A 21,503-nucleotide genomic window follows, 5' to 3' on the forward strand; every position below is an offset into this window, starting at 1 on the left:
TCCGAGTAAACACATATGCAATAGTTTTTTTTCAAAAACATGCACGTTCCAACGAATGAACACGTCATTCGACAACAAAAAGAGCTCAAATCCCCTCTTTTTCCCCTATTGGCCGGTTAATGCTGTTGTCTCTCCCCCTGTGATCAAACCCGCCAATGATTCCAGCGCTTGGCGCAGGTCTGCAATGATATCCGAAGGATCCTCCAGCCCGACGGACAGTCGAATGAGGCCATCCGTTATCCCAAAACGCAGCCGCTCGTTCTTCGGAACAGAAAAATGGGTCATGGTGGCCGGATGCTGCACCAATGTTTCTGGATCGCCCAGGCTGAACGAAATCATCGCCAGCTTTAGCGCATTCATGAATGTTTGGGCTTCCTGAATACCGCCCTCTACTTCAAAAGACACGATGCCCCCCATCCCGTCCATCTGCAATTTGGCGAGTTCGTGCTGGGGATGGCTGGGCAGACCCGGGTAATGGAGCGCCCGCACCCGAGGATGGCTCTGCAGAAATTCCGCAACCTGGCGGGCATTTTCGCAATGCGTGCGCACCCTCAGACCCAGCGTTTTGAGCCCTCTCAGAATAAGGAATGCTTCCCACGCATTCAGATTTTGACCCAAATCGCCGGAGATCCGTTTGCGGATAAAATCGATGACTTGACTTGTACCTACCACGAACCCGGCCACGACGTCGCCATGCCCGTTCAAATATTTGGTGGCACTGTGCACGACGACATCGGCACCGAGCTCCAACGGCCTTTGCAGGTACGGCGTCATAAACGTATTGTCCACGATCAAGGGGATGCCTCTCGACTTGGCCACGGCGGCGATCCCACGCAGGTCAAGAACCGTCAGCAGCGGATTGGAAGGCGTTTCGACGTAAATCGCTTTGGTGTTGGGACGAATGGCCGCTTCCAGCGCCTTCACGCTGCAACAATCCGCGAAATCGTGTTGGATTCCAAAGCGAGGTCCCATCTGCGTGATAAAATTATAGGTGCCCCCGTAAATATCCTTCGTGACGACGACATGATCCCCATGCTGGAGAAAAGCAAGCAGCGCGGACGATATTGCAGCCATGCCGCTGCTAAGGCCGATCGCATCCTCGCCGCGTTCCATATAGGCGATCTTCTCTTCCAGCGAACGCGTCGTCGGATTGCCGTACCGGCCATAGTACGTGCCATCCATCTTCCCGGCGACAACGGCCGCAGCCGTTTCCGCATCGGGAAAAGCGTATGCCACGGCAGGCACAACCGGCTGCGAGACCGCTCGCGTTGCACGATCCGGCTGATGCCCCACATGTACGGCAGCCGTATCGAATCTCCACTCTTTTTGCATGAAATCTCTCCATTCCAATGTTTAATGCTTCACGTTTAACGATTCACCCGAACTAAAGTATATGGTATAAACCTTAAACCATTTATATTTGTATTGTTTCTCAATATATAGGTTCGGTTATTTTACGTCAATAACATTAACGCAATTTTGAAATTGTAAATGAAGATAAGACATTACAACGCGATAAAAGTTAGATTATGTCACACCAGATACGAAACCAAAAACGAACAAGCCGACGGCGTGAGTGCTGCGCCGTCGACCTGTCCGATTTTCCAGCGGATTAAATGATGTTAATCTTTTTCCTTCATGGTTCGTTGTCAGGTTTCAAATTCATTGGCAAAAAATGAACCAACAGCAGGTTATTCAATGGTGATCGTGTGGCTTGCGCTGCTCTGTACCCCATTGTTGTCGGTCACGGTCAACTGGACCGTATAGACGCCCGGGGCGGTAAATTTATGCTTCGCTTTGGCCTTTGAAGCCGTTTCCCCGTCGCCAAAGTCCCAAGCATAGCTGGCGATTTTGCCACCTTCCACATAAGAAGAACCTCCGTTGAACTCAACGTTCTTCTTCTTTTTGGCTGTGGATGGCGCTTCAATGATCGCGACAGGCTCTGCGCCAGCAGGCGGTTCCGGCTCTTCTCCACCCGCAGAGACAAATAGTCTGCCCGGAGCGTCCGTCTCCAGTTCATTGCCTGCGGCATCCCACGCCCGGATCACGATGACCCCGCCTTCAAGCACCAGCGAGGACGGAGTGGTATACGTCCCTTCATAATGGCCCGGTGCAGTTTCGATCAGCGGAATTTCGGCACGGGCTGAACCGTTCAGGCCAAGCGGCAGCTCGATCCGGAAGGAAGCCTGCAGAGACGGTGCGCTGTCAAACGAGACATTCACCACTTCGCCTGCCCGGATTCGAACGTCTTCAGCAGGTGCAATGTTGCTGAGTACAGGCAAGGCCGTCTCTACGTATACGGTACGTGTGATCGTCGTTTCGTTACCAGCAAGATCAGCAGCCGTAATCGTGATAAGGTTTTCCCCTTCATCGACGAGCACCCTATGGCTAATGCCACCCTCGCCGTCCAATTGTACCGTTTGTCCGTTGACGGTAACCTTGTCCAGATAAGCATCCAGCGCATTGCCGACAATATGCACGACTTCTGTATTGATGCGAGCTCCGTCCTCCGGAGAAGTTATCGTTAATTCCGGTGCGGTCTGATCCAGCGTAATCGTGACTGGCAAGGAACGCTCCGTCGTTTTGCCATTGACGACCACTTCCGCGCTAAGTGTATTTTCTCCAGGCTGGACTTCCACTTCCAGCTCGAATTGGCCGTTCTCAATGGCTGCCGTTCCAATGCTTTCATCTCCATTATAGATGCGGATTTCCGCTCCGGATGCGGGTGAAGTTCCACTCACGAGAACCGTGGAATCCTTCGTATACGACCCGTTGGCCGGCGAAGTGATTACCGGCGCGTTCACCGGATACCGCACTACGGCACGAATCATGTAATTGCCCTCTTCTGCCGGGGATGTGCTCCATGCTCCGTTCACGCGCTGCCAGCTTCGGCCGGCATTTGTACCGTTTTCGTCCGTCGCCAGACCCGGTGCGTTCGTTCCGGCAGCGGTCTGTTCATATACAACGTAGAAATCTCCTTCCACCACGACCGGTTCGGGGAGACTCAGCGTGGTCCACTGGTCGTTGCGCAGCGCTTCGGCATCGAATGGCCCGGCCAGCAAACGGCCCGGCGCGCCATCTGCTCCGGTCGCATCGTATACGGCATATTGGAACGCTGTTCCTCCCGGCTGCGGCCACGCCGTGTTCCAGAAGCGCAGGGACACTCCTGTCAGCTGGGATGAATCCTGCTCCGGCGTCATACGCACGGCCCACGCATTTCCGGCCGACACGAACGCTCTGGCGTTCTCGGCGGTTCCGTCGTCATAGGCGATCTCTCCCGGGAATCCAACGAATGGCTTCAAAGCAAAATTTGCCTGGGCCGTCCCGTTGCCGGGAACCTTAATACTGATCGTATCACCGTAATAATCCGCGGCCCGAACGGAAAGTGTATAGTCCCCTTCAAGTACTTCGAGGGCGAATCGGCCATCTTCCCCGGTCTGAACGGCTGGCACCCGCGCATCTTCCTGCACCAGCACGGTGGCCCCGGACACGGGTTCCCCAGTCCGTTCATCGGTCACGATTCCTTCAATCTGCCCAACCGGAATGGCCTCCAGATTGAAATTCGCCTTGGCTCCGCTGCCATCGGTAATGGTCACAGCCTGGGTCCGCGGATAGAAACCGTATGCTTCCGCTTTCAGCGTGTATTCACCGGCAACATGCGTGAAGCTATACTTTCCGGTTGCCGGATCGGTTTTGACCGAGCGCCCCGTTTCCAGCACCGTGACTGTCGCGCTGGCCGGAAGGCTTTGCGGAGTTACCGGAGCTGCGGCGTCTGCGTCCGCTTCTGGACGCTCACCCGTTTGGCCGTTCCTGTTAAATTCGAATTTGTCCGTGCTCGTCACTTTGAACCAAGGATTATCGTACACCGGCTTCGGCTTGTCGCTGCCGGGCACGACATCGTCTGCCGTCACGTTCTGCGCACCCAGGGCGAGAATGCGGAAATCGTCGATGTACCATCCGGCTTTCACTACGCTATTGTCAGAGGTTAGACGGAAACGGAACTGGACTTCGTGGCCCGCGAACGCTCCCAGATTATAGAACACGGGTGTCCACTGTTTGCCATTGGTGCTGTGCGAGAACTTGCCCAGTTCGGTCCACGTCGCGCCGCCATCCGCGGTCGCCTCCACGTAACCATAGTCGTATCCTCCCTCAATCTCATACCAATGGTTGAAGGTCAGCGTTGCTTCGGATACATCACTCAAATCAATGACAGGTGATACCAGCAAGGAATTCGATCCGTTCTCATAGGTGTTGTCCAGGTCGGTGGCCCATACGTTCGGCAGCGACACGGCGCTGGCAGGACCACTTGCCGGTATACCTCGTTCCCACTCGTCCTTCGTTCCCGAATGCGTCCAGTCACCATCTGTATCTCCGTCGAAATGGTCGACATAGATCTCTTCCGGCACGGTTACGGCGACGGAAACCTCGTTGGATTTCTCTCCCTCATTGCCGCTGTAATCCACGGCGGACACCGCATAGAAATAAGTGGCATCTGTAACCGTTGCCGTATCCGTAAATGCGGTCGCCGTTGTGCTGCCTATCGCTTCATATCCGGTACCGGATGCCTCGGACCGGTAAACAACATAGGATTCCAGGTCTTCGTCAGCCGGTGCACGCCATGACAGAGCTACATTCCCCAGGATATCTGCATCCGCCGTCAGCGAATTCGGTGCACCCGGAGCCGTGTCGTCCAGTTCCTGCACGGCAAAATCGTCAATATACCAGCCTGCTTTCTGCACGGAATTGTCACTGGTTACGTTGAACTGTACGAATACACGCTGGCCTCCATACTCGCGCAAATCAACGTACTGCGTTTTCCAATCGCCGCCTGTGCCCGTGAAGCTCAGTGCCTCCTCAAACACAAAATCATTATCCTCGGCAGCGATGTACACCTTGCCGAAATCGATATTGTTCTCGAAATCGTACCAATGCTTGAAGGTGAGCAGCGCTCCATCCGGCGCATCCGTCAGGTCGATCGGCGGGGCTACCAAGTAAGCATTGCTGTTGGCTGCGTAGTTGCCTTCCAGATTGGTCGCGATCACCTTTTCGCCTGAAAAAGCGCTTCCCGGCCCGCTTGTCGGCACTCCCCAAGCCCACGTATTGCCTTCTCCGCCAGAGGTGAACCCGAGCTGATCCTGCTCGAAATTTTGGAAATAGCCCGGCTGTACGCCGTTCGAGACAGAGACTTGGTATACGTCGCTTTCGAAGCCGTTATTGCCGTAATCGTTGACGCGAATGTAGTATTCCAGCCCCTGCTCGTCGATCAGGAATGCCGGAACGGTCGCCGTATATGTACCGTCTTTGGCATCGCCGGATACACGCGTCATGGGAAGGTACACGTATGAAGCCGTGCCTTTCGTTCTCGCAAAAGCCTCGACGGATACAACGCCGACATCATCGGTTACGCGAGCCGAAAGCGGCACGTCAAATCCCGCGAACGCCGCATTCACCGGCGTATGCTCCAGTACGGGTTCTTCCAGGTCGTCGCCTGCGGTGACCACCCTTCCGGATACCGTACCGATCCCTTCAAGCACGGAGCCTACCGCATCCAAAACATTGATGATGCCGTGACCGTATCCGTTGTTGGGCGAAGTGGGATACTGACTGTCCGTGCGGGGCGTCGCCGTATCGGTGATGATTTCTTCAAGCTGGTCTACCGTCAGGGAATGGTTGGCTTGAAGGAGCAAAGCGGCAAGAGCTGTCGTATGCGGCCCTGCCATGGATGTGCCGTTCCATCCTCCTTCATACGCTCCGCCCGGAACGGAGGAGCGGATGTTTACGCCCGGTGCGGACACTTCGGGTTTGATCTCTCCATACGGGGAGGGTCCGAGTAGGGAGAAGGAAGCAAGATTGCCGTTAATGTCCGTTGCGCCTGTCGCAAAGCTCTCGGGATAGTTTGCCGGATTGGCGACGGAGCCCGGTCCGCCCGGATTCGTCAATCTGACGTTCCCTGCCGAAAACTCAGGAAAAATCTGCGCATCCCGCCAAGCTTGCACCATTGGACGGAACCACTCGTCCAGGCCGGCGCCCCCGCCCCATGAGTTGTTAACCACGTCGGGTGCAAGCTCTGGATGCAAATTGCCTTGGGCATCCACAGGAGCTAACAGCCACTGCCCGCCATCCAGAATGATGGCATCGGTGGTTTCGGGATTGAAAATGCGCACGGCGATCCATTTCGCGCCAGGAGCAACACCGATCTGATTGGTGCCGTCCGGCTCGGATCCCACCATTGTGCCCATCGTATGCGTCCCGTGTCCGTCACCGTCTGCCGGAAGCGTTGAACCGCTGTGCGGATCATACCAGCTCAACTCGGGGCTGACGATATTGCCGGAAGCGTCGCGCGCTCTCCACTTTTGGGAAAGGGCCGGATGCGTGTAATCGACTCCGCTGTCAAGATTGGCCACAACGATGCCGGTGCCGTCAATGCCTTTATCCCAGACGGCCGGAGCGCCAACGTAGTCGATGTTCCATTCCACGTTCTCCGTCTGTGTCTCCGGCTTGGAAGCGTCACTGACAGCCGTGGAGGATCCGCCCTTTTCAACGCTCGGCGATGCCGCCTGCTCCTTGGAAGCCTTGGCAGGCACGGCTGCCGGTGCGAGAGCTTTGTCCGGAGCGGCCGCTTCGGTTTTGCCGCTGACCTCGGCCCGGTCCAGATAACGCGTCTCATTCGGCAAAATTTTACCGACTTCCGGCAGCAGGGCAATCTGCTCCATCACGTCCTTCGTGCTCGTTACCATCAGCGCGTTCACGACGAAATAGCTTTTATATTCCTTGACCTTGCCTTGGTCAACCTGCTGATCCAGGTATTGTTCCAGCGAATACTGGGTGCGTGAGGCCGTCTCCCGCAATGAGCTGACGACAGAGCTTCGCACGGACAATTTGGCGGAAGAAGCCGTCATTTTATCGGTGGTTGCCTTTTCCATGGCCTGCTTCGAAACGCGTGCCGTATCCGTCTGTTCTTTCATTTTAACCAGGTAAGTCACGTATTCGTTGCCATCAAATTGTTTGCTGAGTTTGGAACTGACCTTGTCGGTCGCCAGCTGGTTCAGACTCGATTTCATATCCAGCTTCTGCGAGGGGGTGTTCTGTGCGGAGACCGGTTGAATGATAGATAACGCAAGGAGAACCGATAGACCCATAGATAGAGGCTTGCGCAGCCGATTCATCTTTATCAAACTTTTCCACTCCCTTTACCCGGTTTTTTAATTTGGCGAATAGCACGTGCTTTTCAGCATGGTTACAACATTGAAGCCCTTACGATTGTCGATTACATCTGGCACCACCCCCTTTGCGATAGAAGTGTCGATCCATGTACGCTGTGAAAACAGGATTCGGTTCAGCAGTGTAAGTCGTTCAAAATCACGATGGCGAAAGGTCTGAGGTTTTTCGTTAGAATTTAATAAGCAAACGGAAATCCGCGAAATCCATGCAGCTTGTCTAACAGGGAGGTTTTCTTGGTGTTGGCGTGTCGGGAGAGTTGCAAATCAAGGGTGTATTAGGGGTATTGCAACAATTTTACACAGAGAGGATGCTTGTCCGGTTGACGGTAAGGAAGGACCTGAGGTAAATGGAAGCATACGTTTTCGGTTTGAAGATACTTGGGATTTTATGGTTATTATAGATTCAACATCGGAGTTGCACAAGTCCTTTTTTTGAAAAAAATAGAAAATAAACCTTTTTGATGATTTTTCATGTCACTCCTTTATCGAACTTCCGGCGCATCTTGCGTCATTGTGCAAAATAATAAAAAAGAGGGTGTCTCCAAAGTAAACTTTGGAACATCCTCTTCCTAAGCGATTGTTCTTGGCTATTTTACCTCTTCATAGACAACAACGGTTTTGCTTTCCTCTTCCCATTTGACGGTCGCGTCCAATGCCTCGCTTATAAAACGTACCGGTACATAAGTGCTGCCTTGGGTAACGGTGGCTGGAGCATCCAAAGAAACCTGCTTGCCATTGACGGTTGCCGTTTTGCTGTCAACCACAAGTTTAATGCTCACGCCATCCTTCGTAACGATGATGGAGCGTTGTTCAGGGTTCCATGCCACTTCGGCATCCAAGGCCTCGGCTATAGCGCGAAATGGAACATACGTATTGCCTTTTTTGACAAAAGGTTCCGAGTTGGAAGCTTCCCCGTTCACATACAGCTTCACCCCGCTGGCTTTACCCGCCTTTTTGGTGAGCTTGTCCATGGTTTTGTACAGATCCAGGTTTTTGAAATCGGCTTTAATGGCTTCCTCCTGCAGATACACGGCGTCAGTTACGCTGCCGTTTTCTTCAAGCATTTTCGCTGCCGTTTCGAGCGCCTTGCCCTCTTCAAGGATGGCTTCCAATTGCTTTTTTTGTTCGTCCGTCAGCTCAGTTTCATATTTGGTAAGCAAAAGATTGGCCAGAACTGCGCCAGCCGGTTTGTCTTCAGTATGCTGAATGGCATTAAGCAAACCTTTGTATCCTTTGTGACCTTTGTTCTTGGACTCGGTTTGATCGGTGGTGTCGTGATCCGTGCTCTCCGTCTCCGCGGATGAAGAATCCTCGACTTTCTCTTCTTCCTTGTCGGCCGTTACAGCAGACTCGACTTCCCCGCCCTGAGTTTCTTTCGCTTGCGTTTCATTGTCTTTGATTGGTTTTGACGATGCTGCGTTATTCGATTTTCCGTTTCCAGCAGAAGCGTTTCCCGGTTTGGCTGAGGCTGTGCCCGCGGCGGTTGCAAGCAGCAGTGCCACAGCGGTTAACATGATGACTGTTTTTTTCATTGACGACTCCTCCTGATGTGAAAAAAATATGTGCTCTTTCATTATCGGTCAAACCAATGCCGTCCAATAGGTATCCGAAAAATAAAATTGCCCTTGTATAGAACCTGTCAAGTTAGCAGAAGAATCACATCGGCCCTTGGATTGTTTTTTTGGAAAATCATAAAGAAAAGTGTCTTTAAGTACCTTGCATTATTAAGTAATATATCTTAAGATCATTATGTACTCAATAATATTGAGTAATTAATCTGGAGGGAATGCCATGAATGCGGAAATGCTCAAAGGAACGATCGATCTCCTCATTTTGTCTGTCTTGGTCAGGCAGGACAATTACGGTTACGAAATCTCAAAGGCCATCAAAGAACAAACGGAGGGAGCATTCGAAATCCAGGAAGCCACGCTGTATCTTTCTTTGAAGCGTCTGGAAAAGCAGGGGGCGATTTCAGCATATTGGGGGGATCAAAGCCATGGAGGCCGACGCAAATATTATTCGGTCACCGAAGATGGCAAGCAATTGCTTGCCAAGTTCATTGCGGACTGGAAAACTACAACCGAGATCGTGAATCGGTTCATTTAAACCGGGAGGTGAATATAATGGCGAATTTTTTACGGAAAGCATTCAGTTTGGGAGAAATAAGGTTCGGGTGGATATTGCTGCTCTCGATCGCGATCTGCAGCATTACGTTCTTTTACGACGAGCATTTTAATCCTGAGGACCAAATTTGGCTGGCGTTATCCTATTATGTCTCTTTCACGTTGGCATTGGTGTGGAGTTTGGCGAACTATGTGAGACATATTCGGATGAATAGTCTATACCGCAGGCAAAATGATATTCATACTTACGTTGCCCAGCTTGCTTTAAATAAAGAGGATAAACTGGAGCTCCAGAATTATCTGGAGGATTTCGCAGCGGATCTGGAGTGTCAAGGAAGGTCGAAAGAGGAGGCCGCCAAGGAGGCCATTAACCAGTTTAAAGTCAAAGAATTTCTGTCGATGTCCAAACATACGCGGCCTTTCGAAACCCACGGGCATCATTATTTGATGGGTTACGCTTTGCTTGCGTTCGCCGCGGCATTCTTGTTAGCCATCATTGATCAGACGACTACCCAACATACTTTGTTCCTGTATATTATGCAAGTTGTGTTGGCCGTTTACGGCGTATGCTTCATCGCGCTGTTTGTTCTATATAAAACGTTCGATAAATTCCTTTATCAGAAAGTGAAGCAGTATTTTTCTTAAAAAAGCTAAGGGGCGTGCCGATATGGAACAGTGGATAACCGAAATCATGGAAGCGTATGGTTACCTGGGCGTTTTTCTGCTCATCGCATTGGAAAATTTGTTTCCCCCCATTCCTTCGGAAGTCATTCTTGCCTTGGGCGGGTTCATGACTACCAAATCGGGTCTGAGCGTGTTCGGAGTCATCGCTGCCGCAACCGCCGGGTCGGTCGCAGGAGCAATCTGCCTCTATGGGGTCGGGAAAATGTTATCTGTAAACAGGCTGGAAATACTCATTTTGAAATATGGAATATTTTTACGTCTGAAATCCAAAGATATCCGGAAATCATATGACTGGTTCGATCGGCATGGATCATGGGCCGTTTTTCTGGGTCGTCTCGTACCGTTGATTCGCAGCCTCATTTCCGTTCCTGCCGGAAGCACCGGGATGAGTTTTCTGCCCTTCCTTGTCCTGACAACGATCGGTTCACTGATCTGGAATACGGCTCTCGTATATTTGGGTTCGGCAGTCGGAGCTTCCTGGGAGAAGATCGTGGGTTACATGGACCTGTATTCCAATGCCGTATATGCCCTTCTGGCACTGGGAGCAGTCGTGATTGGTGTATTATTTCTGCGCAAGCGGGTGCTCAAAAGCTAGGACCTGATATACAATCGGGGATTCAGACGTTTTTTCTGCCTCGAGACCTGCGAAAAGCGAGCCTTGAGGTCGGGTGGCTATCGCTCGCCCACAATCTGCTCAAGAAGGCGTAATAGACCAGCGATAATAAACCACAAGCGCGAAGAGGCGGTGCAGGGGATGACCTCCCTAACAACGCCTTTTCTTTCATTTTGCTCATTTTTTCATGAAGTGAACGGTCTTATGAAGCGCCATAGAAGTACTTATGGGACAACCTCTTCGGACTCCTAATCCAGCGTGATTTTAATGACGACAGGCAAATCGCTCTTGACGTTTTTGGCGACGACGCGAAGCCCCTCCTCTGCCCGCTCCCACACCGGCTGTTCGTCATGGCCAAGCACGCGTACCGAGGTAATGATCCCCTGAAAATGTCGGCCCTTCTCCGCCAGCGATCTGATCGTGACGATGCCGTCTTCCGGATACGACAGCACCGTGGCATACAATGCGTTTTCTTTGACCGTAAACCGGATATCTTCGCTTGTAAAAGACTTCGTTACCCCGTCGGTGAATTGTCCCTCCTTGACCTCGGTCGGTCCTTCGCCGTACGTCCGCCAATACGTCGTATCGTAGATGGCCTCGCCGTTCACCCGCAGCCATTCGCCAATGGCAAGCAGGATTTCCCGGTCCTCGTCAGGGATGCTTCCATCAGCCTTTGGCCCGATATTGAGAAGCAAGCTGCCGTTTTTGCTGACGATATCCACCAGGTCGCGAATCAACTCACCCGCCGTCTTGTAGTCATTGTTCTCGGTATGACACCAGGAATTTTTGGCTACCGCAGTGTCCGTCTGCCAGAAATACGGTTTCAGATCAGCAAACTGCCCCCGTTCCACATCCGGTACCGCGCAGCCGAACATGAAGGCATCATGCTTGTAGTTCACAGCTACCGGGATGCCCCATTCTTCCCCGCGATTATAGTAATACGCCGCGAATTTTTTCAGATACGGCTTGAAAGCGGAATGCTGGATCCACCAATCAAAATAAAACACGCTCGGCCGATACTCGTCGACCAACTCGCAGCAGCGGATCAGCCAATCCTCAAGAAATTCCTGATCCGGAGGCGAAGCATACAGGTCATGGTGATCCGGCTCAGGCATGGCCGGCCAGTAGAAGTCCCCCCGCGCAAGCGGTTCTTTGATGTCCGAATCGAATGCTTTGCCATGGGACATGAAAAACCAATGTTCGGCGCGATGCGAAGAAACAGTGAGAGTCAGCCCCTGTTCTTCAAACGCGGTCTTCATTTCGCCCAAAAGATCCCGTTCGGGCCCCATTTCAACTGTGTTATAGTGGGAGATGGAGCTGCGATACATCTGGAATCCGTCATGATGCTCGGCTACGGGCATGACATAACGCGCCCCTGCCTGCTTGAACAGGCTTGCCCACGCTTGGGCATCGAACTTTTCCGCCCGGAACATCGGAATGAAATCCTTGTACCCGAAATCCCGCGGATGACCATACGTGGCCAAGTGGTGCTCATGCGCCTTCGAACCTTCGATATACATATTGCGTGAATACCATTCGCTGTCGTAAGCCGGCACGGAATACACGCCCCAGTGAATAAAAATGCCGAATTTGGCGCGTCTGTACCATTCAGGCACCTCGAACTTGCTCAACGACGCCCAGCTGTCCTTGAATTTGCCTGCGGCAATCACGGAATCGATCTGCTGCAGATACTCGCTTGGATTTACCATCTGCTGTATGCCTCCTGTTATGTTCTGATCCTCTTCATAACGTATTTTAGAGGCATGACCGAAAAATCAACATGCAGAAGATTAACTTTTGAATGCACAATAATAACCTGAAAGGAGCGGGACGATGAATCGTGAACCACTGCTCGCAAACATGTTGTCGAACCTGCAAACCGAGCTGATCGTGGCGGACTATAACTGCTGCGGTACCGAATGGCGGGATTTGGATTATACCCCGGATTACAGCAAGTTTTATTGGATACGTGAAGGCGAGGGTTGGCTCAAAATCGGCAATGATGAATACGCTCCCATTCCTGGTCAATTGGTTCTTATGCCTGAAGGCATCACTCAATCGTATTCTGCCATTAGCGACCGTCCTTATCTGAAATACTGGTGCCACTTCAGCCTGAAGGCGGGCGGGATCAACCTGTTCCAGCTGCTCCGCTTCCCGCATGTCGTTACCGTCCAGGATCCCGAACGATTAGACGCACTCTTCGACGACCTGCTGCACCATTCACGGTCTGGCAAGGTTTACGCCCACATGATGGCCAAAAGCAAATTGACCGAACTTCTGGCGCATTTCATCGAGCACATTGACCTGAACGACGTTTCCGTTCTGAACATGCCTGCCATGGAAAAGATGACAGCCATTCTGGCTTATATCGATGCCCACATCGAAGAAAACATGACGATTCAGGATTTGGCCGGCATCGCCTGCATGCACCCCAACTATTTTATTCGCTTTTTCAAACAGCAGCTTGGCGTGCCTCCCATCCAGTACATCACGCGCAAAAAAATGGATAAAGCCAAAGAGCAGCTCATCGGCTCCTCCAGCACGATCACGATGATCGCCGATCAACTAGGCTTTGGGGATTTGTTTTATTTCTCCAGGCAATTCAAGAAACATACGGGGCTGACGCCGACCGAATACCGCAGGCAGCATGCCGTGCACGCTCCATTGTAATACGTTCTGACACGAAATCTGGATTGCGAATTTTAATTGTTTACCGAACTTATGGCTGTTTGTTACAATTATGGTGGTCATATCATTCCACAAGGAAAGAGGTTGTTTTTATGAAAAGAAAAACGCTGTTGCTGCTCACGGTACTGTTTGCACTAAGCTCCTTCTCGGCTCTTGCCTCTGCTTCTCCTGCCGAAGGCGAGTTCAGCGTGCTGTCCGACCGCCAAACGGGCACCGTCAAGTGGTAAGGTAATGCTTTCAGCCCTTCCTTTGCCTGCATCATGAAAAAAACATCCCCTCCGTTCCTCCGCAGCGATGATGTCATGACCTCCATGATCTCTCATACGCCGCTTTGGTGAGGGGATGTTATGTTCACGCACGTTTTGCTCGTCTTACCTCGTTCGCAATTTTAAAGGGAAACCCGTTATTTATTGAACGTAACCTTCTCGGAACCGCCTTCCAGGACGATCGACGTTTCGCGCGGTTTCGTTTCCGCGATTTTGCGGCCCTCTCTGAACGAGTAGAGCACGCCGGCTTGTTTGCGAATAGCCTCATATTCGTTCTCGGCTTCAAGGACGATAAAATTGGCAGGCTTTCCTTCTTCAATGCCGTATACATTCTCGATATGCAGCGTTCTTGCGCTGTTCTTCGTAATGAGGTCCATGGAATTCACGATCTGATCGTAACCGAGCAGCTGCGAAGCATGGATACCCATATGCAGCACTTGCAGCATATTGCCGGTACCGAGCGGATACCATGGATCGAAGATGTCGTCATGCCCGAAGCACACGTTCAAACCGGCTTCCTGCAGTTCTTTGACGCGAGTCAAACCTCTTCTTTTCGGATACGTATCGAAACGTCCTTGCAAGTGAATGTTGACCAGCGGATTGGAAACGAAGTTGAGGTCCGCCATCTTCAGCAGTCTGAACAGCTTGTACGTATATGCGTCATTATAAGATCCCATCGCCGTCGTATGGCTCGCCGTCGTGCGTGCGCCCAGTCCACGTTCATATGCTTCCTTAGCGACCACTTCCACGAAACGGGATTGCTCGTCATCGATTTCATCGCAGTGGATGTCGATGAGACGGTCGTATTTTTCGGCCAGGTCAAACGCAACCTTCATCGAATCGACGCCGTATTCTCGCGTAAATTCGAAGTGCGGAATGCCGCCGACCACGTCGACGCCCATTTTCAGGGATTCCTCCAGCAATTCCGCGCCGTTCGGATAGGAGTGAATGCCTTCCTGCGGAAAAGCGACCAGTTGAATGTCGATATATGGCGCCATTTCTTCTTTCACTTCAAGCATCGCTTTCACGGCGGTCAGGCTTGGATCGGTCACGTCCACATGAGTGCGGACATGCTGGATGCCTTGTGCCATTTGCCATTTCAGCGCCGTTTTGGAGCGGGTTTTGACGTCTTCATGCGTCAGGAATGCCTTGCGTTCCGACCAGCGCTGGATGCCCTCGAACAGCGTTCCGCTAAGGTTCCATTCCGGCTCCCCTGCCGTCAGCGTCGTATCCAGGTGAATATGCGGTTCGATAAAAGGCGGCAGCACCAGCGCGCCATTTACGTCCATCACTTCGTCATTCGTTGTAGTTTCAAGCGTCTGCGTAATTTGTTCGAATTTTCCGTCTCTTACGACGATATGCCATAATCCTTCTTTACCCCGCAATTTTGCGTTCTGTATAATCATTTCGTTTCCCCTTTTCTGTGGATTCTTTCGCAGGAACAATCAGCATCAACACGATGTATGCAATCCCTGTGCCAAGCAAGGCGTTCAATGGCGTGATGCCCGGAGCGAGCTGGGCAAAAGCAACGCCGATGGCCCAAGCCAGCATCGCAATCCAGTTTACCTTTTTGAACGTCATGTCGGCAAACGGCTTGTAATTTCTGCGTTTCACGAAGAAGTAATCTGCAACGATGATCGCCCCGATGGACGGGATTGCGGCGCCGAGCACATTCAGGAATCCAACGAAATTGTTGTACATCCACATGGCAAGGACCGTTCCCACAATCCCGTTGACGACAACAAAGAACTTCTTCGAAATTTTGGTGATGTTGGCAAAGCCCAGCCCCGATGCGTACAAGGCATTGTCATTGGTCGTCCAGATGTTCAGTCCCAGAACGATGATCGCCGGAACGAGCAATCCTTGCAGGAACATGACTTCCGAGATGTCGGCCAGATTGTACGCCATTGCGCCAACTGCTCCAAACAAGAACATGAGCGAGTTACCCAGGAAGAACGCGATGACCGTTGCCGTTACCGCTTGCCGGGACGTCCGGGAAAACCGGGCAAAGTCCGGCGTCAGCGTGCCGCCGCTGATGAACGATCCGATGCAAATCGTCAGTGCCGCCGCCGCGGTCAGCGTCTGTGAGGGCGAGTAATCAAGCAGTCCTTGCAGACCCCCGAGCGTGTCCACGCCTTTCAGCATGGAATATCCGCCAAGAATGGCGATGGCCGGCACTGCGATATAACCCAGAATGACGAGCGACTTCATGCCGAAGATGGCCGAGGCTGTCATGGCAAGACCAAAAATGAAAATAAGCAGGTAAACGTTCCAATCCATCGCTTTGGCGACCGGGACCGCAAACATGGCTACGCCGACGCCGAACCATCCGACCTGGGTAAAGCCGAGCAGGAACGATGGCAGGTACGATCCTTTTTCCCCAAACGCATATTTGGCCAGCAAATGTGTAGACAAGCCCGTTTTGGCGGCGATATGCGCCAGCGCTCCCGTATAGATGCCCAGCACCAGGTTGCCCGCAAGCACGATGCCGATAAATTCCATGAACGTCAAGCTTACGCCCAGCGTCCCTCCAGCCAGCATGCTCGCCGAGAAAAAGGTGAAGCCGAGCATGACGGATAACGTCTTCCAGAAATGGTTTCTCTGCGTTTTTGGCACCTCTTGCCATGAAAACTCTTGATCTTGTTTACTCATCAGAATACCTCCACTTAAAGTCTCCTGATACCAAAAAGCAGAAAAAAGAGGCTACTCATCAGAACGCGCACCTGACAAGTAGCCTCTTTTTTGCATCATAACCCGCGCGAAGACACAGAGCATCCCTGGTTGGAATCGCCCGCTTCACGCGTGATTATAAAAATCCGCTGCCCTTGCCAGCCTCTCTGGACTGAATTAAAGGTACCAGTATTCAATTACGTTTTATTATTTTGGAAAAGCATGCGAATGTCAATGTCATTATTATCCAACAAAATTGAATGAGATCGTAACCCGGGGGAGACTGATGCAGAAATCCGTAACGATCCATCTACGACTTTCCCCGCTATGGCGGCTTGTCTCCCACTTTTCAAGCCCATCCCTTCCTTTCGGTTTGCACCGGGAAACTTTTTTTCTTTGGGACGACCCGAAAACTTTAAATATACTGAACATTCAGCCTGTAAAATAATCGGAAGAGTCTGCTTCCTGCTGCCGCTTCTCGATATCCTGCTTCAGGTAAGCACTGGCATCCTCGGCGGAGAAATTCAATACCAAAGTCAGTTCGCTGATCAGCATATCGCGCGCCGTATTCATCGTTGATCGATCATGGGTGTTCAGTTTCAACGCGTAAACTTTGGCACATAACAGGTCGCGAATGACACCGAAATATTCTCGCAGGAGCCCTGTATCGATTCTCGCTTGCAAATGCTCTCGGCGTTTCGAAGCATCAAGAGGCAGCTCGACATGGTTTCCGAAAAATTCGGCTCTCGCCTGCAACAAGGTGTCTACATCGGACAATGGACGAATCCCTCTTTCTTGTGCCCGCTGTTTCGGAATCATCATGCGCAGTTCCTGCTTGGGGAAATAGAGATGAAATACCTGATCTCCATTTCCTTCTCCCACCTTATCCGTTTGCTGTTCTACGCTCTCCAATATGCACGCTCCGTATAAGGGATAAAAAAGTAGCTGCCGTGCCTGTTCCATGATTTGCTGCCTCCCATCTTCTTCGTTGATGTCCATTCATCGGATTCGGATAAGTATCGTTAATCGACCTTCGCGCCAAAGGAACGCATGAACAGTACCGCCTGTTCCCGATCCATCCGCGTGCCTTTGATATCGAGCGATTTCAGGTCGATGCCCTCCAGATTCGCGCCGCGAAGGTCGGCACCTGTCAGTTTGGCCCTGCTTAGCGTAACGCGCGTCAAATCGCAATCCCGCAAATCCGCTTTGCCCAGGTCAACATCCGATAAATCGGCTTCATAGAAGCGGATGCCCCGCAAATCTTGTTTTCCCAGCCGGGCATGTCTGAAATTGGTATATGACCAGTCGCCTCCCGCCAACGTAATACCATCCAACTGAGCGCCCGAAAAGTCGGAGCCGGTCATTTTGCAGTCGGTAAACTTGGAAACGAACAGGTTCGCACCGCCAAACGAGCAGTTCTCAAAAGCAGTCTCCGTATGGAACGATCCATTCAGCGCGGCCCCTCTGAAATCGCACTCGATGAAACGGCATCCGTTCGTCTCGATCTCTTCGAGCGAGGTATTCATGAAGGTGCATTTGATGAAAACACAGCCTGTCAATTCTCCATATCTCAAATCCTGCCCGTCAAAACGGACGTCTTCGTATTCCCGATCCTTGTACTGATACACGATGAATCCTCCCACAAACGAACTTGATTGATTATCATAATAGGCACGCCAATCGACGTTTCCCTTAATATAACACACCCCTGTCAAGCACCTGCATAAACGTCCGGGAAAGTCAATTTCTTTATTTTCGACATAATAAATCGAACCCATCATTTTTACACGGAGCCACTACGTGGTCAGAACCATTTTCCGATCGCTGTTATCCCGAGATTTTTTGAATCCCTTTAGTTAAGGAGGAAATCTGGTGAACAGCCTATGCTTACGATGCAGCTTTCTTTCAGAAAGTTTTTAGAACGCTCCGCTTCTCCAGATTCTTTCTGCCCTCTCCGTTTTCGTGTATATTTCTAGTTCAACCTATATAGATGCCTTACACGCAAAAAAGGCGACTAACACCGTTCAAATCAGGGTATATAGTCACCTTTATTCCGTTTTTTTCAGTTTCATATGAACAAGACTAATTCCGTCTGTCCTTATTTCCAGTCTCTTTTTTTGAGATAGGAATCGAACACAAACGTGCCAAACGGAAGCACGCCCGCAAGCAGCCCCATGATCCAATATGAAGCCTTCCAACGATGAACGACAGCCAAATGTGCAAGGGCAATCAAGTATAATGGGAACAAAATGCCGTGGATCGCGCCCACAATGGCGACCGGGGAAGATATGTCGGCCAGATACTTAAGCGGCATCGCCACAACGACTAAGAGTAAAAAAGAGATTCCTTCCAATAACGCTGCAATTCTGAAACGGCCTGTCACGGTCTTCAACACGTTCAATCTCACCTTTCCGGGTCGGGGTTTGTGAAATATGTAACTTGTAACATGATGCTTAAGTTTCACTTGCCGGCCTTCCATAAAAGTCAGCATCGTGAAACTCCAGTTCAGTATACCGCATCACAACCGCCCGGAAATGCTTCAAATTTGAATAATTGTTGAATGTCAGCTCGTTTCGCGTTCGATCAGTTCGTATTTCAGGCTTTCGTGTGTCAGCTTTTGCCCGCCAAGCACGGCCCACAAATGGTAGAAAGCGTTCGTTGCTTGAGCTGCGATCGGGTTGCGAATCGTCGTGATGCCAAGCACCCGGGACAGCTCGATGTCGTCGAATCCCACGATGGCCAGTTGTTCGGGCACCTTGATGTTCCTTCTGCGAGCCTCGCTCAAAATGCCGATCGCCGCATAATCATTGGAGCACAGAATCGCCTGGGGCATTTCCCGACTTTCGTGAAGCCGGCGCAGCGCTTGCTCGCCGTCCGATGCCGAATATACGGAATATTGGTACCAGTCCTTGCGCACGGGCAGACCCCGGCTTTCCATAAATGTTTCATACGCCCTGCGTCTGCTCTGAATGTTAAGACTCTCCACTCTGCCGAACATATTGGCAATCTGCGTGTACCCCCTGGATACGAGATGTTCCAGCGCCAACCGGTACCCTTCGGCTTGATCCATCGCAACGGAAGTGATCTCGTCATTGCCCATGCGCTGCCAGGATACGATGGGACCATATTGGCAATACTTCTTGAGCATTCTCGGATCATTGACGCAGGCGATGATGACGATACCGTCCACCCTTTTGCTGCGCAGATCTTCAAACGCCTGCAGTTCGATTTCTTTATCCCCGCGGGAAGTATAGATAATAGTTTGATAACCGTAATCCATAGCCGTATCCACAAATTGATTCATGAATGAAAGAATGACATCTCCCGTGGCGGAAGTCACAATCCCGATCTGTTTGGTACGTCCCGTGGATAACGAGACGGCATTTCGGTTAGGAATATAATTGAGTTGATTCATGATTTCCGTAATCTTCTGTCTGGCTTCATCGCTAACATGAGGCGAATGGTTGATGACTCTGGATACGGTCGCCTTGGAATATCCCGACCGCTTCATAATTTCGTTAAACTTCGACATCCCGGCTCCTTTCTTGCCACCTTACTTTGTCGTATCTTAGCATACCTTAAGTATGCCTCAAAAAAAAAGTAAAAGTAAAACTTGACGTGGAACCCGTTACAACGTTTAAGCTTTTTTTGTGCAGTGATTTGCACCAAGATGACTTCATGACGAAATGGAGAGATATTGATGAGCAACTCGCAAAACAAAACATACAACTTTCCCGAAAACTTTTTGTGGGGCGGCGCGGTGGCGGCGAACCAACTCGAAGGCGCGTACGAACAAGACGGTAAAGGCTGGTCCATCCAGGACGTCACGCCAAAAGGCGGCATCGGGGCGCACGATGGCGACCCGGTGATCACGGAGACGCCGACAGAAGACAATATGAAGCTGATCGGCATCGATTTCTATAACCGATATAAAGAAGACGTGAAGCTGTTCGCCGAGATGGGCTTCAAAGTGTTCCGTACTTCCATCGCCTGGTCCCGCATTTTCCCTAAAGGCGACGAGACCGAGCCGAACGAAGCAGGCCTGAAATTCTACGACGACTTGTTCGACGAGTGCCATAAATACGGCATCGAGCCGCTGGTCACGATCTCCCACTACGAGACGCCGCTGCACCTGTCCCGCGAGTACGACGGCTGGGTCAACCGCAAAATGGTCGACTTCTACGTGAACTATGCAACGACGGTATTCAAGCGTTACAAGGACAAGGTCAAATACTGGCTGACGTTCAACGAGATCAACTCGATTCTCGAAGCGCCGTTCATGAGCGGAGGCATCTCTACGCCGAAGAAGCAGCTGAGCAAACAGGACCTTTACCAGGCGATCCACCACGAGCTGGTAGCCAGCGCGAAAACGGTCAAAATCGGTCATGAGATCAATCCTGAATTCAAGATCGGCTGCATGGTGCTCAGCATGCCGATCTACCCGCTGACTCCAAGCCCGGACGATGTCATTCAAGCGATGGAGTCTGACCACAAAAACATGGCGTTCGCCGACATCCACGTTCGCGGCCAATATCCGGGGTACATGAAGCGTTACCTGCGTGAAAACGGCATCCAGATCCATTTCGAGCCAGGGGACGAGGAAGCGCTGAAGCATACGGTCGATTTTATTTCCTTCAGCTATTACATGAGCATCTGCGAGACCGCCGATCCTGCGAAAAAAATCAAAGGCGAAGGCAACCTGCTCGGCGGCGTGCCGAACCCTCACCTGCAGGCAAGCGAATGGGGCTGGCAGATTGACCCCCAAGGCCTGCGCTACGTGCTGAATTCATTCTGGGACAGATACCAGAAACCGCTGTTCATCGTAGAAAACGGCCTTGGCGCGGTGGACGAGCTGATCGTGAACGACAAGGGCGAAAAAACCGTCGAAGACGACTACCGCATCAACTACCTGAACGATCACCTCGTGCAGGTCGGCGAAGCGATCGAAGACGGCGTCGAAGTCATGGGCTATACGACATGGGGCTGCATCGACCTTGTCAGCGCATCGACGGCGCAGCTGAAAAAACGCTACGGCTTCATCTACGTAGACCGTCATGACGATGGCTCCGGCACACTGGAACGTTACAAGAAGAAATCGTTCAATTGGTACAAAGAAGTCATTGCAACAAACGGCAAAAGCCTGAAAGCTTAATGATCCGTAGGGTTTCAGCATTGAACTACAAAAGCAAAGCGCAGTTCCGCCATATAGGTTGGAACTGCGCTTTATTATTTTACGATT

16 protein-coding genes and 1 pseudogene are annotated in these 21,503 nt (G+C 51.4%); 7 read left to right on the forward strand and 10 right to left on the reverse strand.

The window, feature by feature from the left end; translation table 11 throughout:
• Positions 1–105 precede the first annotated feature (105 nt).
• The 3 genes from RSX24_RS13030 to RSX24_RS13040 all read right to left on the reverse strand — a co-directional run bounded on the left by RSX24_RS13030 (position 106) and on the right by RSX24_RS13040 (position 8,752).
• Positions 106–1,332, reverse strand: coding sequence for a trans-sulfuration enzyme family protein (locus RSX24_RS13030; RefSeq protein ID WP_236416821.1), 1,227 nt, complete (start codon positions 1,330–1,332; stop codon positions 106–108).
• Positions 1,333–1,691: 359 nt separating this feature from the next.
• Positions 1,692–7,175 (reverse strand): S8 family serine peptidase, encoded by a 5,484-nt coding sequence (locus RSX24_RS13035; protein ID WP_343260853.1) that lies wholly within the window; start codon positions 7,173–7,175, stop codon positions 1,692–1,694.
• Between the two features lie 632 nt (positions 7,176–7,807).
• Positions 7,808–8,752 (reverse strand): copper amine oxidase N-terminal domain-containing protein, encoded by a 945-nt coding sequence (locus tag RSX24_RS13040; protein ID WP_339277916.1) that lies wholly within the window; start codon positions 8,750–8,752, stop codon positions 7,808–7,810.
• A 259-nt stretch (positions 8,753–9,011) separates the two neighbouring features.
• On the opposite strand from RSX24_RS13040, the gene RSX24_RS13045 reads away from it, so the two are divergent.
• From RSX24_RS13045 to RSX24_RS32340, 4 genes and pseudogenes are all read left to right on the forward strand, one after another.
• Positions 9,012–9,326 carry a PadR family transcriptional regulator gene (locus RSX24_RS13045; protein ID WP_236416816.1) on the forward strand — a complete coding sequence of 105 codons (315 nt, stop codon included), beginning with the start codon at positions 9,012–9,014 and terminating at the stop codon, positions 9,324–9,326.
• 17 nt (positions 9,327–9,343) lie between these two features.
• A complete protein-coding gene (locus RSX24_RS13050) occupies positions 9,344–9,988 on the forward strand; it encodes a hypothetical protein (protein WP_343260854.1) in 645 nt (214 codons plus the stop codon).
• A 22-nt stretch (positions 9,989–10,010) separates the two neighbouring features.
• The gene (locus RSX24_RS13055; RefSeq protein WP_343260855.1) at positions 10,011–10,622 is read left to right on the forward strand and encodes a DedA family protein; all 612 of its coding nucleotides are present in this window, start codon (positions 10,011–10,013) and stop codon (positions 10,620–10,622) included.
• A 12-nt stretch (positions 10,623–10,634) separates the two neighbouring features.
• Positions 10,635–10,735, forward strand: a pseudogene (locus tag RSX24_RS32340) (transposase); the annotation flags it as partial.
• Between the two features lie 153 nt (positions 10,736–10,888).
• Here RSX24_RS32340 and RSX24_RS13060 read toward each other — a convergent pair.
• The gene (locus RSX24_RS13060) at positions 10,889–12,349 is read right to left on the reverse strand and encodes an alpha-L-fucosidase (RefSeq protein WP_343260856.1); all 1,461 of its coding nucleotides are present in this window, start codon (positions 12,347–12,349) and stop codon (positions 10,889–10,891) included.
• 124 nt (positions 12,350–12,473) lie between these two features.
• Between RSX24_RS13060 and RSX24_RS13065 the strand changes: the two genes are divergently transcribed.
• Complete coding sequence (locus RSX24_RS13065) at positions 12,474–13,310, forward strand: helix-turn-helix domain-containing protein (protein ID WP_343260857.1); 837 nt, start codon at positions 12,474–12,476, stop codon at positions 13,308–13,310.
• 110 nt (positions 13,311–13,420) lie between these two features.
• Positions 13,421–13,555 carry a hypothetical protein gene (locus RSX24_RS13070; protein WP_290371458.1) on the forward strand — a complete coding sequence of 45 codons (135 nt, stop codon included), beginning with the start codon at positions 13,421–13,423 and terminating at the stop codon, positions 13,553–13,555.
• A 176-nt stretch (positions 13,556–13,731) separates the two neighbouring features.
• Here RSX24_RS13070 and RSX24_RS13075 read toward each other — a convergent pair whose 3' ends face one another.
• The 6 genes from RSX24_RS13075 to RSX24_RS13100 form a co-directional block, all read right to left on the reverse strand.
• Entirely contained in the window at positions 13,732–15,000 is a 1,269-nt protein-coding gene (locus RSX24_RS13075; protein ID WP_343260858.1) for a cytosine deaminase, read from the reverse strand.
• Positions 14,969–16,246: a cytosine permease gene (gene codB / locus RSX24_RS13080; RefSeq protein ID WP_343260859.1), complete on the reverse strand. Its 1,278-nt coding sequence runs from the start codon at positions 16,244–16,246 to the stop codon at positions 14,969–14,971. The genes RSX24_RS13075 and codB overlap by 32 nt, the downstream gene beginning before the upstream one ends.
• 450 nt (positions 16,247–16,696) lie before the next feature.
• Positions 16,697–17,227, reverse strand: a complete 531-nt coding sequence (locus tag RSX24_RS13085) for a hypothetical protein (RefSeq protein ID WP_236416805.1) — start codon at positions 17,225–17,227, stop codon at positions 16,697–16,699.
• 59 nt (positions 17,228–17,286) lie between these two features.
• A complete protein-coding gene (locus RSX24_RS13090; protein ID WP_236416804.1) occupies positions 17,287–17,892 on the reverse strand; it encodes a pentapeptide repeat-containing protein in 606 nt (201 codons plus the stop codon).
• Between the two features lie 470 nt (positions 17,893–18,362).
• Complete coding sequence (locus RSX24_RS13095) at positions 18,363–18,659, reverse strand: DUF3817 domain-containing protein (protein ID WP_236416803.1); 297 nt, start codon at positions 18,657–18,659, stop codon at positions 18,363–18,365.
• 168 nt (positions 18,660–18,827) lie between these two features.
• Positions 18,828–19,796: a LacI family DNA-binding transcriptional regulator gene (locus RSX24_RS13100; RefSeq protein ID WP_339277910.1), complete on the reverse strand. Its 969-nt coding sequence runs from the start codon at positions 19,794–19,796 to the stop codon at positions 18,828–18,830.
• Positions 19,797–19,964: 168 nt separating this feature from the next.
• Between RSX24_RS13100 and RSX24_RS13105 the strand changes: the two genes are divergently transcribed.
• The gene (locus tag RSX24_RS13105) at positions 19,965–21,416 is read left to right on the forward strand and encodes a glycoside hydrolase family 1 protein (protein WP_236416801.1); all 1,452 of its coding nucleotides are present in this window, start codon (positions 19,965–19,967) and stop codon (positions 21,414–21,416) included.
• Positions 21,417–21,503: the final 87 nt, after the last annotated feature.

The organism is Paenibacillus hubeiensis, from assembly GCF_032334105.1.
Lineage (GTDB): Bacteria > Bacillota > Bacilli > Paenibacillales > Paenibacillaceae > Paenibacillus > Paenibacillus hubeiensis.